This is a genomic window from Ignavibacteria bacterium, from assembly GCA_015709655.1.
Classification (GTDB): domain Bacteria; phylum Bacteroidota; class Ignavibacteria; order Kapaibacteriales; family Kapaibacteriaceae; genus OLB6.
On sequence record CP054181.1, the window covers coordinates 395571 to 412226 of the forward strand.

Genomic DNA, 16656 nt, shown 5'->3' on the forward strand with positions numbered 1-16656 from the left:
CAAAGTTAGCCACTGCAGGGCAAGTTGCCGAATTTTATTTGATTCAATTGTCCTGCTTATGAGGCTGACCGGGTATTCCGTGGGCTGGGACGTCGTCCGGTACGTCTCCGATGTGTTCATGAATACGTCGCTCATAGTAATATGGCGATTTCTTCCTGCCGTACACTTGTTCGCCGGCAGCATTATAACCGCGTTGCCAAAAACTGGATCCAAACGACCGAATATCGATTTCCATCACAATGTATGCGATACTCGTGTTGCTGTTCCTACATGCCAGACCTTGTATTTGGCCTGTGAAGGCCTCGCCTGTAAACTGCAGATACAACTCACAGCCCCTTTGCAACGTTATCTTCTCGGGATTCAGGGTATCTGCAAAGAGCGAATCCGGCCATGACGCATCTGAAGAGGAAGTGGCAGCGGGCTGGTACTCCAGTACCTCGATCATCCCTTCCTCAACGCGGTGAATCATCCATAGTAGCTTTTGACGTTCAGACTGCCCTGCTTCCACTGAACGGTCAACCAGGAACCAGGCACCGTCAGTGCGCTGATCCCAAATCCGGCGGATGTACAGGTCAGAAGGTGCAGTCGTGGTATCATGTCGGACCTGAGAGGCATTAGAATACATTCCGGGCAACCATGAAAACAAAATCTCCAGGTCTTCATCTTTATCCTGTGCTACAGCGTTCACAACGAATACAAGCAGGATGAAAAGCACGAGAATATTACGGATGATCATACAGGTGTTTACTTTAGTCGGTGTGCAATTTCATCGTTACTAAGAATTATAAAGGTCGGCGTTCCGTCAGGAGCTAAATGCGGTACATCACAACCAAGCAGACTGCGATGCATTGAACGCATCTCTTCGGAACTTAACCGAATTCCCCGCCGGATTGCCTGCGATTCTGCATACACAAGGGCAATACCGTCCGGACGCCGCTCACGCGGTACCTGTCCCAATGCCCGTAGTGATTCAATCATTTTTTTTATTGTTTCACTTTCCGTACCGGGTTGTACTTCTGACGGTACTGCATGAACCTCAGCCGTTGTTGAGTCAATCACCTCAACCCGAAATCCAAGCTGAGTAAATTGTTCATGATATTCCTTCAACACAGTGGTTTCGGCAGGTGCAAGGCTAACCCGCACCGAAAACAACAGTGCCTGCTCAGCAGCAGATTCTTTTTTTTCGGCTGATAGAGCTCGTTCGTACAAAATCCTCTGATGTGCGGCATTCTGATCAATAATCATGATTCCGTCAGAATGCGTGGTTACAATGTACTGTCCGCCTGACTGCAGAAACGGCAATACCGCAGGCTCTTCGAATAAGGCTGACTGAGCTTCAGCCGACCACTGAGGTCGGTTTGGTGCTGCCTTCGCACCACTGCCAATCCCATCAAATCTTCCAGACGGCACGCCGGCGGTGTGTATCTCACCGGTAAATCTGTTTACAAAGGTGGGCGCTGACCTATCGGTGACGCCGGACAGTGATTGTAAGGGGCTTGAGGCAAGCGGAAGATCGGTTACGTAGTCTGGTATGATGCTCAAAGATTTCAGGGCTTTCGATACGGCTTGCTGAACAACCAGGTACACCTGGCGTTCATCCTCGAACTTTACCTCATGCTTCTGCGGATGAACGTTTACATCAACATGGCTGGGATCCACCTCGATATGAAGGACAAATACCGGACGCTGTCCGCTTCCCAGTAAATGTTCATACGCCGACAGTACTGCGTGTGCAAGTGGCCGGCTGACGATTGGCCGGCTATTGAGAAACAGGTACTGACCGCTTCTGCTCTGACGAGCCATTCTGGGGGTACCAACAAAGCCGGAAATCGTAATTCCACACTCGCTGCCATGAACTGCAACAAGGTCTTGGGGGTGTTCAATCCCAAGTATCTCCATGGTACGGTGGTGCAAATCGGCCGGATGAACATCAAACACAAGAACATCAGCATCATGAAACGTAAATCGTACGTCCGGGCGGGACAGAGCTACTCTCTGCATTGCCTCGCTGATATGCCTGAATTCCGTAAGGTCACTCTTAAGAAACTTTCGTCGAGCCGGAACATTGTAAAATAGGTTACGTACAAGAATTTGAGTCCCCGGCTGAACATTGTCTGTACTAATCTGTGGCGGTGATCCGGGCCGCGACATAAGCTTATACCCGGTGCTTCCGGGCTCAGTAGATTTACAGGTACGAATTTCCACATCAGCAACGGCAGCAATCGAAGCCAGAGCTTCACCACGAAATCCGAGCGTAGCGATTGCATGCAAATCCTTCTCACTCCTGATTTTACTCGTTGCATGACGCACCACGCACATCGCAAGGTCATCCTGGTCCATACCATGCCCATTATCAATCACATGGATTGCCTGCTTCCCGGCACCACGCACCACAACGCTGATCGCCGTAGCTCCTGAGTCGAGAGCATTTTCGACTAATTCCTTAACTACACTGTCGGGACGTTGCACTACTTCGCCGGCGGCAATCTGATTAGCAAGGTATTCGGGGAGTAGTTGAATTATTGCCATGTTTTGTACGAGAGTTCATGTTAAAGTTGCACTGTGCTGTTAACGTTTCACCCTGAAAAATAATACTATTCATGCCCAGCTTCTGTACTTTGTGAGCCACCAAATCGTCAGTGTATCGGTTGAATGGCCACCGGATTCCTGTTTTTCGTCGTTTTTTCGTCCACATGAAAGATCACTATGTCCAAATCAACGCTGTCTGAAATTGTAGATCTCTTCCTGCTGCGTGTAACGCCTCCCGAGGGTGAAACTGAACGTCCGTACTACACAACCGGCAGCATTGTCGCGGCAGCCTTGTTTCGGCTTACGCTGATTTTATTTCTGGCAATGCTTTTCAACGATCAGTACCGTGGTACGGGATGGTGGTGGACGGCAGTTACACTGGCTGCCTGGGGCCTTGGGGCGTATCCTGCCTGGCTCCAGTACCGGCGGTTTAACGAGGACGTACGTGTACTGCAGGAAAACACGCTTTGCGGGTCGTGCCGACACTTTAACCCAACAAATCAGTTATGCACAGTCCTTGACGTTCACGTCACCTCCAACGAACCCCCGTGTGGTGGTGATGAATGGGAGCCATTACAGTAGTCTCCCCGAAACTCAGAAACACCCGATACTCCCATACCTACTTGGTTTTATCAATGGCAACCAGCTTGTAGTACCCACGCTCGTCAACTTCAAACACAAACGCTTTTGCCACACTGTTAGAATACGTCCACATCTCCGTAGCTGAATTCTGAGCATTCATCTTTGTAGCAACCGACGTTGGCGGACCGAACAAAATATAGATTTTCCCTCGCTCTGTTTTGGCACCATCGGGTTCCTGAACGGTAGCATATCGTAGGCGTGCATAGTCGGCCCGGCGATAGTATTCGTACAATCGTTCGTTATAGGATGTTCGCGGCGTAGGGTCCTGCCCCCGCCACCAGTCCATCAGGTTTTCACGGCGCTCCACATCGGTCCCGTTATCAATGTTCCTGATATCAGTTTCGGCTGCGGTGTACCGTAGCAATTGTATTGCATCGTTGAGATTCCGAAGCGACTGAGGCATAGTATTCCAGACAACGTGTACCGGAATATGCACCGAATCGGTACTGTTTTCACGTACAACGGTCACGGTGTATTCGGCGGGAACGAGTGCCGTAACCGGAAACGGAATTTGAAGATATCCAAAGCCCCCTCCCGTACTGTCGGGTACAAGATGCAAACGCGGCTCAGATCCTCCACCGGTGCCTGAAACGTCGAGGCGTACGTTAGGCGTACTCATCCCCTGCCACTCATAGCTGGCAACACTCCACCAGCGAATCTGATTGCCACCATAGGGTTGTTGCCGAATCGAAACCGAATAGTGAGCTGGGATGCTGTCGCGCACGGGTAAAAAACCGTATGCATCGTGTGGTATAAACTCAGCATTCCCGTTTTGAATAAATGGTCGGTAGGAATCCCGGGGTTCTCCGGGTTCCGGTACACCAAGGATAAGCTGACGGGATGTTTGATCGCGGCATGTTGGACTTGCAACTGAGTCAATAATAACTTTCGTAGGAAGATTTATCTTGTTTTGTACTACTTCAAGTGCAACGGTGTGTAGTCCGCAGGCCACTGTTATCATCTGCCATCCCGAAGAATATTGATTGCGGCTATTGGTCTCATCAAACGTTGAAGCATAGGTGCTATTGCTCCATCGCACACGTTTGCGAATAACACCAAGGGAATCACGAACCTCGATGTTTAATGCAATCGGTGCAACAAAATTACCTTGAGGGTCAGAGTGATCGGTGTTCTTCGTGAAGGTAAGTACGTCATTCGATACCTTAAACAGAACATAAATATTTGTACTGTCGGTACCCGCTTTTGGTACTCCAAATGCTTCGGCATATACCTGCCGATCCGGGTCCTGATATACTCTTCCTGACCTCGTATTCCCTGATTGTGCCGGCAGGACTATCGGCCAAAGGAGCAACACACACACTGTGGCTATATGGGGCCAACCAATCATGACCGATACTCCTCGATGAAGTCCCGAAGAATCACCGCAGCCGCAACAACATCCTTTGTTCCTTTTTTTCTCCGCTTCTTTTGTTTCATCCCTGATTCTTCCATTATGTGTCGGGCTCGTTGCGTTGAATATGCTTCGTCAACTACGTATACCGGTTGCGTGATGTATTGCCGAAGTTGTTCAACAAAAACTTCAATTGATTTCATGATTTCAGTTTTCACATCGTCAAGCCGATATGGCATGCCCACCAGGACAACATCTATCCGGTCTTCAGTAAACCGTTGGGTTAGCGCGGAAAATACGTCATTGTTATTGACAACAACCGGACGCGTACTCACAACGATATGCATTTCATCGCACACTGCAACACCAATACGTGCCTCACCATAGTCCAACGCTGCAATGCGTTTACCGGCAAAGGCATCAGGTGTGGCAAGGTGGTCTGTTCTGGTGTTCATCTGCTTCGTGAATAACTACAACCATTATCGTGGAATTCTGAATACAACCTGAGTTCCCTGGCCGGGTTCACTGGTAACCCGAATCGAGCCACCATGTAAGTGCGTAACATGCTGCATAATCATGGTACCAATGCCCGACCCGGTACCGTCTTTCGCTGTTGTGTAGTATGGCTTCATCATGTTCTCCAATGTTAAGGTATCCATACCAACACCGGTATCAGCGACCTTAAAATACACGTTTAACCGGTCAAACCATGTAGATATTTCAACCGTGCCGTTCTTACCGCGCAAACTTTTGATTGCGTTTTCGATTGCGTTGCGCACAGCACGCGACATTTTCAGACGATCAATGTTGATCATGGTTCCCCGCAGTTTCATCACAAACTCCACATGAGGGAACATTACCGGATCAAATTCATGCCGAAGCTGTGTACAGAACTCAGCTGTGTGAACCGGTATGCGCTGAATTGCTTCAGAGCGCCCAACACTCACAAGGTCGCGAACGCGCTGAATCAGCACCTCAGTCTGAAATAAAATTCGGCGTATCCTGTCTGCCGGACGTCCGTCAAACTCACCAACCATCTGTTCAGCATTCAGCCGAATTGTTGAAAGATTTGTTTGCATATCATGAGCCAACTGGGCCCAGTTAACAAGTCTGCGGCGTTCCAGTTCTTCCGAAATATCAATTCCCGTTATCACCATCCCGCGTAATCGTCCGAACGAACCCCATAACGGCTGTGCAGTAACCATATAATCTCGCAGATCATCGTCATCATTAATACTTACTTTTTCGGAAAGGGGCTTTCGCGCATCTAATGCTTCCGTTACGAATTGCTGCAGCACCTGTACACCGGAATGGCGCATATAGGCAAGGTAAAGCCGTCCCATAGGTACTTTTGCAGACAAACGCAGCAGGGATGCGGCCTTTTCGTTTGTTTGTAGTAACCTGCCTGCATCATCCAGCACAAGAACCAGGCCATTACCCGGAACCTGGAGCATGGCTCCAAGGAAGCGCTTCTGTTGCCTTAGCCTACCCGCCAATAGGATGATAACCAATAATAATATCCCGGGAATAACGTAGGGCCCAACGGTTGAGACTGTACTCCAAAGCCACCAGAGAGGAACCGGCTCCTGCACAAACAGTGCAGAGGCAACACGAGTGGTTAGTAGCAGACCGTGGGGTGTATATTGTACCAAAGCTGCCGGCCCAAGCTCTAGATCAACATCATCGTTGGACAGGATGCGTCCGTGAGCAACACTCACAACGTTACGGGGATAAAGGATGCACAACGTATCATTAAACGACGTTATTTTTTCAACCGGTCCATTATCGGGAGGCAACAGCAAGCCTGATGTTAGCAAACGTCCCAAGCCTTCCTGCGCAGCCACGGACAAAAACTCCCGTCCATTATTATTCCGGACGGCAGCCAGGTAGAGCATTCCGCCAGATGAATACCAGGTCACGCATTCTGCCCTAACCGGAACCGAGACCGTACGCACGTCCGACGTGTACGGATCTACAATCGAGACCTGGCTGCTGTGCTCATCATCAACCGGTTGAACAACCACAACGCGGTCAGCAGCCGTGCCAACAAATGCCCTTGACGAGACCGGGATGTGCGACGTTAGCCGCCGACGCATTGCCGTATCCACAACGCTCACGTAGGCCAAGCCCCCTACCTCATGGACGGCAGCAAAAAGCCACCTGCCGTCTGCCGGTCCGAACCCGATAACATTTTGCTCAAAGAGTTGCACTTCGGGGTTTGCTGTATGCGGCTGAATTGTGTACAACTGCCTGCCGAGTTTTATCACCACCACGGTACCGGCTGACATAACGGCGGGCTGCTCGCCGAAATCCGTTGCTGATGCAACCGGAAGAATCTGCCGATACAGTACCCTGAATGACTGCGAATACACAATAACTTCGTTGTTCTGTCCGATCTGGCGGATTGCAACAATCTTCCCGTTATTCCATACGGCTGCGCGGAAATGCGAACCTTTGCCGGCTGACTGCAGGACCTTTCCCTCCACATTAATCACTGACAATACCGGATCGGCAGTTTGCCATGCGGGTTGAAAGCGAAGAACCAGCAAATCGTTACCGGCAGGCTGTACCTGTGCACTCCAAGCTGCATGCGTATGCCATTGCAGCGGAGTACCGTCTGCTGCATACGCTCGTGCAGTCACTAGACCGAGCACTGTCCACAGTACCATCAATACAACCACCGCCGGTATCCGAAGTACGGTCATAGCTTCTGTAATTCACAGACAACAAAGGCATGAACACCCTCGTTACGTCCCACATACCCCAGGTGTTCATTCGTCGTTGCCTTAATATTAACTCTCGATTCAGGAATTGAACACAGTGCAGCAATCGCTGATTTCATCTCGTGTTTATACGCAGCGATTTTTGGTTCCTGCAGTACAAGCGTACAGTCAATATTCACAATGACCAACCCGCGCTCCTGCATAAGCAAGGTTACGTGATGAACAAAAACAGAGCTGCTTGCCCCCTTCCACTGCGGATCGGTATCCGGAAAATGATCGCCGATATCACCGGCCCCCATCGCTCCCAGGAGTGCATCACAGAGTGCATGCAAAATCACATCACCGTCGCTGTGGGCCAGAGCCCCTTTTTCCGAGGGAATGGTAACACCTGCCAGGACCAGCGGACGCTCCTCTACCAGCTTATGAACATCAAATCCAATTCCAATCATAACTCTGCCTTTATTTTGAAATTAACCGGCAACCACAAAATTGCACCAAAGCTGACATCAACCGGCATCTTCGTTCTACCTTTGTGTATGGCAAACGCATGGGAACCTACTGACGTACTTACTGTTTCTGACCTAACAACGGTTGTTAAGAGTGTTTTAGAAACCACGTTCAGCACTCTCCTGGTTGTTGGAGAAATTAGTAATTACAAACAACATACCAGCGGACATCGGTATTTTACGCTGAAGGACGGTGATGCAAGTATTGCCTGCGTTATGTGGAAAACCCGGCTACTGGATTTTGTCCCTACTGACGGGATGCAGGTTGTTGTGGGCGGACGATTAACGGTGTATGCTGCACGCGGCACCTACCAGCTTGACTGTGCCTATATCCGACCACATGGCATTGGTGACCTGTATCGGGCGTATGAAAAACTTAAAACTGACCTGGCCGCACGTGGCTGGTTTCGTCGAGAGATTAAAAAGCCGTTGCCGCGCTTTCCGCGGACGATCGGTGTTATCACCAGCGCCACGGGCGCAGTTATTCGTGACATACGCGTAACCATCGAACGGCGGTTCCCGTGTGTAGAAATTCTTCTTCGCCCTACCCAGATGCAGGGCGACGGCTCGGCACAGGATGTAGCCCAGGCAATACGGCAGGTAGATGCGTTGCACCCGGACGTCATTATTGTTGCCCGTGGCGGCGGATCAATTGAAGACCTGTGGTCATTCAACACCGAAACGGTTGCAGCAGCAATCTTTGAATGTGTAACCCCAATCATCTCTGCCATCGGACATGAAACCGATGAAACTATTGCCGATTTCGTAGCCGACAGAAGAGCGCCAACACCGACGGCCGCAGGTGAACTTGTAACTCCCCTCACCAGGGAAGAGCTCATCCGACGAATTGACGACCTGGAGCTTGATATTACTGACACTATCACTTCTACAATTCAGCAGTTTTCAGAACTAATAAATGATTTTACCTCCGGGGGAGCACTGCTGAGAATTCGTGAACGCCTATCCGTGCTAAACCAACGCATTACCAGTCAGTACCAGCGTATGACGGCATCAGTTACCGGCACTCTGAATCTGAACATTGTGATGCTTGACCACTATACCAGTGCGTTAACGATGCTCCACCCTCACCGTCCGCTCCGTCTGGGATATGCTATTCTTGAACGGGACAACGTTCCTGTTCCTACCTCACATGTACTTCAGGAAGGCGAAACGTTAACCATCGTGCGATGGACAGACCGTTCGGCCATTACCGTAAATTCTGTTACCAGCAACGAAAGGACTAATCATGGCTAAACAACCGGTGATCATCGAGTGGTCACTTGAAGAAAAGCTTCTGCGGCTTGAGGAAATCAGTTCTGCTCTTGACAAAGGCGAGCTGGCCATCGAAGTTCAGCTTGCCCTGTACGAAGAAGGTGTTACTCTGGCACGTCAGTGCAGAGAGTATATCGACAAAGCAAAGCTTAAAATAACTGAACTGGGATCTATGCTTCAGGACCAAGCGGACGGTTCATCAGAAGATGAATAGCATCCCGCGGATTCGCATTCTCGAACAGGATACGCGAAACCTGCTCGGTGATGGGAAGTTCAACGTTAACAGATCGGGCAAGATCAAGTGCTGCCTGTGTTGTGGGCACACCTTCGGCAACCGCCGTCATTGAGTTCAACACATCCGAAAGTACAGCCCCCTTCCCGATTTGCTCACCTACATACCTGTTTCTGCTATGAGCCGAGCCTGCAGTCACAATTAAATCACCGAGGCCGGCAAGACCATAAAACGTTCGCTGCTCTGCACCCAGGGCCACACCTAATCGTGTTATTTCTGCAAGGCCACGCGTGATGAGAGCCGCCTTTGTGTTGTCGCCCATACCTGCACCGTCAACAATCCCTGCTGCAATTGCAATAACGTTCTTTAAGGCACCACATATTTCAACACCCACAATGTCTGTGGATGTATAAATCCGAAAGTCTGGCGTACTAAGAGTATTCTGGACATATTCGGCATCGTCCAAATCTTCGGATGCGCAAACCACGCTCGTAGCCATCCTTCGTACTACTTCTTCGGCATGGCTGGGTCCGCTAAGCACTGCAAACCGCCGTGCCGAGGGTGCTGCTTCTTCAGCAATCCCGCGCAGCAGTTTTTGGGTTGACAACTCGATACCTTTTGCCACAGAAACCAGAACTGAGCCGATAAGGATTCCTGACTTCTCTGCCAAGGTTAGAACAGCTCTTGAATGCTGTGTGGGCGTAGCAAGAATTATCAGCTCGGCATCACCCAGGGCCGTCCATTCATGGGTTGCCTTGATTGATGAGGGAAGGGTAGCCTTCGGAAGGTAAACCGAATTGGTATGGTTGGTGTTAATTGCCTGAACTACGTCCGGTTCGCGCGCCCACATCACAACGGAGTGGCCAGCATCGGTAGCTACAACACCCAATGCTGTTCCCCACGCACCGGCGCCAATGATTCCTACGTTCACGAATTACGCTCGCCTACGGAAAATCTGCAAGCCCTGGAATCGGTTCTCGGTGCCATGCCACAGACGGTAAATATTCTTACGATGAGCCCAGATAATCAGACCTGCAAGAACGAGGCAGGTGTGCACCACTATCTGGTATCCTTCGATGTCGATACCAAAAAAATTATGCCTGATTGCCATGGTGCTGGGTACGCTGATGGCGGCAAGAATCGATCCCAGCGACACGTACCCACTGGCAAATACCAGAAGCAGGAACACCCCGAATGCAACGGCAACTTCAATCGGTGCAATGGCAAGCAACATCCCAAGAGATGTGTTAATGCCCTTTCCGCCCTTGAACCCGGCGAAAACCGAAAAAATATGGCCGACAACCGCACTAAGCCCGGCAATCAGCTGTACAACAGTGGCATCCTCGAATGGCGTCCTATTATTAAACGGCATGCTGGTATCAAAAAAATAAGCAACCAGCCACACCGCAATCAGCCCCTTGGCTATATCAGCAGCCTGTACCACCGTACCCCATTTCCAGCCCAGCACCCTGAATACGTTCGTACTCCCGAGATTGCCGCTGCCAAACTTTCGGAGATCAATTCCGTAAAAGCGTTTCGACACGATGAGGGCCGTTGGAATAGAGCCGATAAGGTAGCTCTGTACGATGATGATTAGTAGTCTGAGGACCGGATCCATAGTGAGTACAAAAATAGGAATAAACAGCTATGCGGTACCGACGTTTACACACCATGCAGCGTTTACTATATGCAATGAAGCCGGTCTTCAGATGATAAAAAGTGGGTAGATTCGTCTTTATGTGTTAGTATCACACAACCAGGTTTACCACAATGGATCACGTATCAACACAAAAACGTCTGGAAGAAATCAACCGCGAGCTTGAACAGCTACGCACGGAACAGGCTTCACTCCGCGAACAGTGGAATACGGAGAAGCTCCTGATTCAGAATATCCGAAATCTGAAATCGGAACTGGAACAACTTAAGCAGCAGGCAGCAGAAGCCGAACGCAATGGATACTACGCCCAGGTGGCCGAAATCAGGTACGGCAAAATCCCGGAAACACAGGTTCGGCTGGATCAGGCAAATGAACAACTCGTGCAACTGCAACAAGGTCAGCCTCTGCTCAAGGAAGAAATCAGTGCCGAAGATATCGCAGAAGTAGTTGCCAAGTGGACCGGGATACCGGTTCAGCGCATGCTGGAAACCGAGCGGACCAAACTGCTGCGCATGGAAGATCGAATGCATGACCGAATTGTGGGTCAGGACGAAGCAGTAACCACCGTGTCAAATGCAATTCGTCGCAGCCGGGCAGGCTTACAGGATAGCAAACGCCCTATCGGTTCGTTTATCTTTATTGGCTCCACCGGCGTAGGAAAAACCGAAATGGCACGCGCACTTGCCGAGTTCCTCTTTGACGATGAAGGGGCTTTGGTTCGCATCGATATGAGCGAATACATGGAAAAGCACGCCGTTAGCCGTCTGGTTGGTGCACCACCAGGGTATGTTGGATATGAAGAGGGCGGGCAACTTACCGAAGCTGTACGCCGCCGGCCGTACAGCGTTGTCCTGCTTGACGAAATCGAAAAAGCTCACCCCGACGTTTTTAATATCCTGCTGCAGGTACTTGATGACGGACGGTTAACCGACAGCCAGGGAAGAACCGTTGATTTCAGAAACACAATTGTAATTATGACGTCAAACCTGGGGAGTGAGCTGCTTCAGGATAAACTTCTGGAGATAACCGAGGAGAACCGGGCTGACATCATGAGTGGGCTCCGAGTTGAAATTCTTAGTCTTTTACGGAAACGGCTGCGTCCGGAGTTTCTAAACCGTGTGGACGACATTATCCTCTTCCAGCCTCTTACACCTTCGGAAGTCCTTCACATTGCCAACATCCAGATACGTGCGCTGCAAAAACGTATGGCAGACAACGGCATCATGCTTACCGTTACTCCCGAATGCGTGGAATGGCTGTCACGCCGTGGCTATGACGTCCAGTTCGGTGCTCGTCCGCTGAAACGTGTAATCCAGCGTTACCTGGCCGATCCCCTTGCACTTAGGGTTTTGGCTGCAGACGTTATGGCGGGCGACACAATAAAAGCAGACGCATCTGATAACGGACTGATTACTTTTGATGTTCTGCAAGCACAACCCAATACGTAATTCAGCATGCTCCGATTCCTCCTTTTGTCCATACTACCATTTTGTGTTCTTAGCCACGCACCGCAACTTAGGGGTCAGGACGATGATGTAACCACGGGCCCGGGAAGCAGCAGTTCAGGTAAAACATCCAGCAGGTATTTGCGCGGTGTCGCACCGGAAGAGTCTGCTCCCGCTCTCCTCAGAATTTTGGGTGGTCATGTAACTACAGCGGGCATATCGCTACAGGCGATCGTGCTTGATTCAAGCGGACTCGAGGTGTCGCACCTCGGGCTTCCGGGTAAATGGACGTTGGAATGGGGCTGTGCTGACCGGAACCGTTATGAAGCCATGGAACCAATCGTCCAGGGGCCACTGCCTCCCAGGTCCGCGGTTAACCACTACCAGATCATGATAGACAACAGCCTGACGTCGCAAGGCTTGCTTACCGCCATAGCCCCTTCAGTTCGTGAAGTTCTGTCAGGATATTCTGAATCTGACAGTTTCAGTATTTCCACATTTAGCCAGACAACAACCGAAGTATGTGGCTGGGAGCTTGCTGTGGATGCTTCGCGAAGTCTTGCTGAAACCAAACTCAGTGCCCCGAAGGGTATTCCTGCTGTGTATACCGCCATGATGAGTGGCCTGCGTGTGTTTGACAAAAAGTCCACCACAAACAATATTCTAATATTCGTTACTGCCAGCGATGACCTGGCCAGCCTGGATGTTTCGGTAAACGATGTAGTTAGATACGCAAAGCAGCGTGGCGTGACAATGTACGTTATTAAAATCGGGACAAGTGTCCGGGGATATCCGTACCGTTACATATCAGAGGCCACCGGAGGACGTCTGTATTCGATTCACAGTACAAGTGCCGACGGTATAGATAGCGTTATTAAAGAAATTTTGCTATCAAGGAACAATCATGCCGAGGTCTTTGCCACAAAATTTCATCCATCCACAGGATGTCCAACACTGCAAGTGCATCTGCTATACACTCACAACAACCGGGTAATCGCTGATACATTTTCAATCCCGGTCAGCACAGTACCGTTTAGGCGCTACAATGGTGCAATCGTGGCCGCCTTTGACGACACAACGGACTCGAATATTCAGGAGTATTACAGCGGTCTTACCTTGCTGGCTACCAATCTTATGGCAGATACCTTGCGACGCATCAGAATCATCGGACACGTTGGTTCGGAAATCACCAGCAATGCCACGCGTCGCGGATTTGAGCGGGCGCGGCATGTTGCCGACTTCTTAAAAGCTCTTGGCGTTCGCGACGAGCAGATTGAAATTCAATCACGCGGTAGTTCCAAGCCCATGTTTCTTGAGCAGGTAGACGGAACGCAGAAGATGCTGAACAACAGGGTGGAGGCACTCTATATTACCCCTGCAGACGATCCGTATTCTATTGTTGTTGATTATGTTGTTAGTGAACAGATTGCCGGCACCAAGGTAACTGATTGGGAAAAAAGAGGCTATAAGGCATACTTTGAAGCAGCCCTAAACGATGGCAGACCTGAATACGAGATTATTCTGTGGGGCTACAAAACAAGAGAAGCAGCCCAAAAGGCTGCTTCCGAACTTCGATCTAAATATGGTGTGAAAGAGTACCTGCTACGATAGCCGGCCGCACTACTCATGTTCATTTAACCAGCGCTCGGCATCAATTGCTGCCATGCAGCCCGAACCGGCGGCCGTAATTGCCTGGCGATACACACTATCCTGGGCATCGCCGCATGCAAACACCCCGGGTACGTTGGTATAGCTGCTCTTTCCCTTGGTTTGAATATATCCTACATCATCCATGTCCAGAATTCCATTGAACAACGCCGTGTTGGGCTGATGTCCGATAGCAACGAATACTCCTGAAGCGGGTAGCACCTGAGTTTCTCCGTTTTCGGTATTTCGAACTTTTAAATGGGTAAGTTGTTTACGGTTACCGTCGGCAGTGCCAACATATTCTTCAACCACTGTATCAAGAAGAAAATCAATTTTGGGATTGTTCAGTGCCCGCTCAACCATGATTTTCGATGCCCTAAACTCCTTACGTCGGTGCACGATAGTAACCTTCGAGGCATGTTTCGTTAAATAGATTGCCTCCTCCATTGCCGTATCACCGCCGCCAACGATATACACATGCTGGTCTCGGAAAAAGAAACCATCGCATGTAGCGCATGCACTAACGCCGTAGCCCATATACTCCTGTTCACCAGGTGCTCCCAACAGCTTTGCCGATGCACCTGTTGCCACAATCACTGCCCTTGCATGGTATTCCTGCCCCTTCTCGTTCCACAGCTTAAACTCGCCTCCGCCGAAATCCACCTTACCAATAATCTCGTACCGAGACTCAGCTCCAAAGCGGTGCACCTGCTTACGCATCACATCCATCAGTTCCGGTCCCATAATCCCATGCTCAAAACCAGGGTAGTTTTCAACCTCGGTTGTTATCGTCAGCTGTCCTCCGGGCTGTACCCCTTCAAAAATGATAACCTTGAGATTCGCACGGCTGGCATACAGGGCAGCTGTAAAACCAGCGGGGCCCGATCCAATGATTGCAATATCTGTTGTTCTGATATCCATAGTATTTCTTCCTTAGCAATATTTATTAGCTTTTATTTGTTTGTTTTAATGCCTCCGCGCTACGCTGAAGACCGGCCAACTTGGTCCGTTTAATTGGACTCTTCCTGAACCGAGCCGAGAACGACGCTTGATCCATGTTCAGTACATCTTCGGGATCTAACTCCAACTCCCCATTTCTCGGCAGAAAACCGTTCTCAGTGGTTGGCGTCTGAAATCTGTTCCACGGACACACATTTTGGCAGATATCACACCCAAACATCCAATTTTCCAGCTCATTGACGATTGTGTCGGGTATCTGGTGTTCAGGTTTTACTTCGATCGTCCAGTACGATATACACCTGGTTGCGTCAACAATATACGGCTCAACGATAGCTCCTGTCGGACATGCCTCGATACACGCTGTACACGACCCGCAATAGTCTGGATACTCATCGTCGGTTTCCAGTTCAGCCGTGGTAATCAGGACTCCGATAAAAAACCATGACCCGATATCACGCCGTAGTATGTTGGAATGTTTACCCTGCCATCCCAGTCCGGATCGGACGGCCCATTGTTTATCCATCACCGGGGCTGTATCAACAACTCCCTTGCTCTGTGTACCGGGAACAAGTTGCGCAACTACCTCTGCAAGTTCATTCAGCATTGGCCACATGATTTCGTGATAATCGTCACCCCAGGCATACCGGGATATCTTACCGCATGCATCCGGTTCATGTTTAAAAGGCGTATAATAGTTCCGTGCTACCACTACAACACTGCGTGCGCCGGGCAGCAGTTCGCGTACATCAAGTTTCTTGTCAAGATTACGTTCCATATACCCAAGCAAGCCGTGATAACCGTTGGATAACCACGATTGATAGTGAACCATTTCGGACGTTAATGCATCGGCACGCGCTACCGAAACAGCATCGAAACCAATTTCTACTGCAGCTTTTTTTACACGCTCTGTTATTGACTGCTGTTCCACAACGTTTTATCCGGTTAACCAACGATGAGTGCGGCAACAACTGCCGGAGTCCGGCTTACTTAAGGTAAATCTATGACTTAGCGGGAAAGATTCCCAAGCACGTGCACCAATTCGGCCGGATGGGAAATGATGGCTGTGGCACGTGAATACTCATGTTCGGACCCATATCCGTATGCAGCCGCTATCCCCGTGACATTGTTGTCGGCGGCACCATTAATATCATGGTGACGGTCACCCACCATTACAGCCTGTGTGCTTGCTGTGGCCTCGTTTTGCAGTACCAACCGAATTAAATCACGCTTCTCTGCAGCCCCTTCATTGGGATCAGTTCCATAAACATGATCAATAAGATGAGCAAATGATGTTGTGCGTACAACATCCCACGCCTGTTCGTTTGCTTTTGCGGTTGCAATTACAATCCGGACCCCAACCTGTCTGAAGAACTCCAGTGTTTCGGGTACGCCACTATACACCTGGTAATTGTACATCGGACCATCACGATAAATCCTGCGGTACATCGCAATGGCGCTGTTGATCCGCTCTTCACTGGTTGTCTCCATAAAATGCTCAAATATCCTATAGAGCGACGTACCAATGCACCAGGAGATACTCACATCGGACGCAAGGTCAACACCATGTCCGGCCAGCGTCAAACGCAGTGAGTGTTCAATGCCCGCACGCGAATCAAGCAGGGTCCCATCCAGGTCAAACATTAGTAATTCAGGTAGCATCATTTCCCTCTTACGGTTTAGTCACCCCAACTG

Annotated in this window: 16 protein-coding genes; 5 read left to right on the top strand and 11 right to left on the bottom strand. The window is 49.9% G+C overall.

Going from position 1 to position 16656, the window contains the following annotated elements:
- Positions 1 to 43 precede the first annotated feature (43 nt).
- Both HRU79_01580 and mutL read right to left on the bottom strand, forming a co-directional pair.
- Entirely contained in the window at positions 44 to 736 is a 693-nt protein-coding gene (locus tag HRU79_01580; protein QOJ25406.1) for a hypothetical protein, read from the bottom strand.
- A gap of 8 nt (positions 737 to 744) precedes the next feature.
- A complete protein-coding gene (mutL, locus tag HRU79_01585) occupies positions 745 to 2529 on the bottom strand; it encodes a DNA mismatch repair endonuclease MutL (protein QOJ25407.1) in 1785 nt (594 codons plus the stop codon).
- Positions 2530 to 2706: 177 nt separating this feature from the next.
- Here mutL and HRU79_01590 point away from each other — a divergent pair, with 177 nt between their 5' ends.
- Positions 2707 to 3111, top strand: a complete 405-nt coding sequence (locus HRU79_01590; protein QOJ25408.1) for a hypothetical protein — start codon at positions 2707 to 2709, stop codon at positions 3109 to 3111.
- A gap of 37 nt (positions 3112 to 3148) precedes the next feature.
- Here HRU79_01590 and HRU79_01595 read toward each other — a convergent pair whose 3' ends face one another.
- From HRU79_01595 to HRU79_01610, 4 genes are read right to left on the bottom strand one after another with little or no spacing between them, the layout of a single operon-like run.
- Complete coding sequence (locus HRU79_01595) at positions 3149 to 4519, bottom strand: GWxTD domain-containing protein (protein QOJ25409.1); 1371 nt, start codon at positions 4517 to 4519, stop codon at positions 3149 to 3151.
- Positions 4516 to 4977 (bottom strand): Holliday junction resolvase RuvX, encoded by a 462-nt coding sequence (gene ruvX / locus HRU79_01600; GenBank protein QOJ25410.1) that lies wholly within the window; start codon positions 4975 to 4977, stop codon positions 4516 to 4518. Before ruvX ends, HRU79_01595 begins: the two co-directional genes overlap by 4 nt.
- A gap of 24 nt (positions 4978 to 5001) precedes the next feature.
- Entirely contained in the window at positions 5002 to 7227 is a 2226-nt protein-coding gene (locus HRU79_01605; GenBank protein QOJ25411.1) for a HAMP domain-containing histidine kinase, read from the bottom strand.
- On the bottom strand, positions 7224 to 7694 hold the full coding sequence (locus HRU79_01610) for a 2-C-methyl-D-erythritol 2,4-cyclodiphosphate synthase (GenBank protein QOJ25412.1): 471 nt from the start codon (positions 7692 to 7694) through the stop codon (positions 7224 to 7226). The genes HRU79_01605 and HRU79_01610 overlap by 4 nt, the downstream gene beginning before the upstream one ends.
- A gap of 87 nt (positions 7695 to 7781) precedes the next feature.
- Here HRU79_01610 and xseA point away from each other — a divergent pair, with 87 nt between their 5' ends.
- Positions 7782 to 9005 carry an exodeoxyribonuclease VII large subunit gene (xseA, locus tag HRU79_01615; protein QOJ25413.1) on the top strand — a complete coding sequence of 408 codons (1224 nt, stop codon included), beginning with the start codon at positions 7782 to 7784 and terminating at the stop codon, positions 9003 to 9005.
- Positions 9006 to 9015: 10 nt separating this feature from the next.
- Positions 9016 to 9237 carry an exodeoxyribonuclease VII small subunit gene (gene xseB / locus HRU79_01620; GenBank protein ID QOJ27238.1) on the top strand — a complete coding sequence of 74 codons (222 nt, stop codon included), beginning with the start codon at positions 9016 to 9018 and terminating at the stop codon, positions 9235 to 9237.
- On the opposite strand, the gene HRU79_01625 is transcribed toward xseB, so the two are convergent.
- Together HRU79_01625 and plsY are read right to left on the bottom strand one after the other, a co-directional pair.
- A complete protein-coding gene (locus HRU79_01625; protein ID QOJ25414.1) occupies positions 9194 to 10186 on the bottom strand; it encodes an NAD(P)-dependent glycerol-3-phosphate dehydrogenase in 993 nt (330 codons plus the stop codon). The two genes, xseB and HRU79_01625, sit on opposite strands and share 44 nt — an antisense overlap.
- Before the next feature lie 3 nt (positions 10187 to 10189).
- Positions 10190 to 10873, bottom strand: a complete 684-nt coding sequence (plsY, locus tag HRU79_01630) for a glycerol-3-phosphate 1-O-acyltransferase PlsY (protein QOJ25415.1) — start codon at positions 10871 to 10873, stop codon at positions 10190 to 10192.
- Between the two features lie 152 nt (positions 10874 to 11025).
- On the opposite strand from plsY, the gene HRU79_01635 reads away from it, so the two are divergent.
- On the top strand, positions 11026 to 12360 hold the full coding sequence (locus HRU79_01635) for an AAA family ATPase (protein QOJ25416.1): 1335 nt from the start codon (positions 11026 to 11028) through the stop codon (positions 12358 to 12360).
- A gap of 6 nt (positions 12361 to 12366) precedes the next feature.
- Positions 12367 to 13968 (top strand): SPOR domain-containing protein, encoded by a 1602-nt coding sequence (locus HRU79_01640; GenBank protein ID QOJ25417.1) that lies wholly within the window; start codon positions 12367 to 12369, stop codon positions 13966 to 13968.
- A 9-nt stretch (positions 13969 to 13977) separates the two neighbouring features.
- On the opposite strand, the gene trxB is transcribed toward HRU79_01640, so the two are convergent.
- The 3 genes from trxB to HRU79_01655 all read right to left on the bottom strand — a co-directional run bounded on the left by trxB (position 13978) and on the right by HRU79_01655 (position 16626).
- Positions 13978 to 14925, bottom strand: coding sequence for a thioredoxin-disulfide reductase (gene trxB / locus HRU79_01645; protein QOJ25418.1), 948 nt, complete (start codon positions 14923 to 14925; stop codon positions 13978 to 13980).
- 25 nt (positions 14926 to 14950) lie between these two features.
- A complete protein-coding gene (gene queG, locus HRU79_01650; GenBank protein QOJ27239.1) occupies positions 14951 to 15877 on the bottom strand; it encodes a tRNA epoxyqueuosine(34) reductase QueG in 927 nt (308 codons plus the stop codon).
- Between the two features lie 92 nt (positions 15878 to 15969).
- On the bottom strand, positions 15970 to 16626 hold the full coding sequence (locus HRU79_01655) for an HAD hydrolase-like protein (protein QOJ25419.1): 657 nt from the start codon (positions 16624 to 16626) through the stop codon (positions 15970 to 15972).
- Positions 16627 to 16656: the final 30 nt, after the last annotated feature.

Coding starts and splice junctions, on each gene's coding strand:
- plsY (QOJ25415.1), bottom strand. CDS start 10,873: ATGGATCCGGTCCTCAGACTACTAATCATCATCGTACAGAGCTACCTT.
- ruvX (QOJ25410.1), bottom strand. CDS start 4,977: ATGAACACCAGAACAGACCACCTTGCCACACCTGATGCCTTTGCCGGT.
- HRU79_01590 (QOJ25408.1), top strand. CDS start 2,707: ATGTCCAAATCAACGCTGTCTGAAATTGTAGATCTCTTCCTGCTGCGT.
- trxB (QOJ25418.1), bottom strand. CDS start 14,925: ATGGATATCAGAACAACAGATATTGCAATCATTGGATCGGGCCCCGCT.
- HRU79_01635 (QOJ25416.1), top strand. CDS start 11,026: ATGGATCACGTATCAACACAAAAACGTCTGGAAGAAATCAACCGCGAG.
- xseA (QOJ25413.1), top strand. CDS start 7,782: ATGGCAAACGCATGGGAACCTACTGACGTACTTACTGTTTCTGACCTA.
- HRU79_01610 (QOJ25412.1), bottom strand. CDS start 7,694: ATGATTGGAATTGGATTTGATGTTCATAAGCTGGTAGAGGAGCGTCCG.
- mutL (QOJ25407.1), bottom strand. CDS start 2,529: ATGGCAATAATTCAACTACTCCCCGAATACCTTGCTAATCAGATTGCC.
- HRU79_01580 (QOJ25406.1), bottom strand. CDS start 736: ATGATCATCCGTAATATTCTCGTGCTTTTCATCCTGCTTGTATTCGTT.
- HRU79_01640 (QOJ25417.1), top strand. CDS start 12,367: ATGCTCCGATTCCTCCTTTTGTCCATACTACCATTTTGTGTTCTTAGC.
- HRU79_01595 (QOJ25409.1), bottom strand. CDS start 4,519: ATGATTGGTTGGCCCCATATAGCCACAGTGTGTGTGTTGCTCCTTTGG.
- HRU79_01655 (QOJ25419.1), bottom strand. CDS start 16,626: ATGATGCTACCTGAATTACTAATGTTTGACCTGGATGGGACCCTGCTT.
- HRU79_01605 (QOJ25411.1), bottom strand. CDS start 7,227: ATGACCGTACTTCGGATACCGGCGGTGGTTGTATTGATGGTACTGTGG.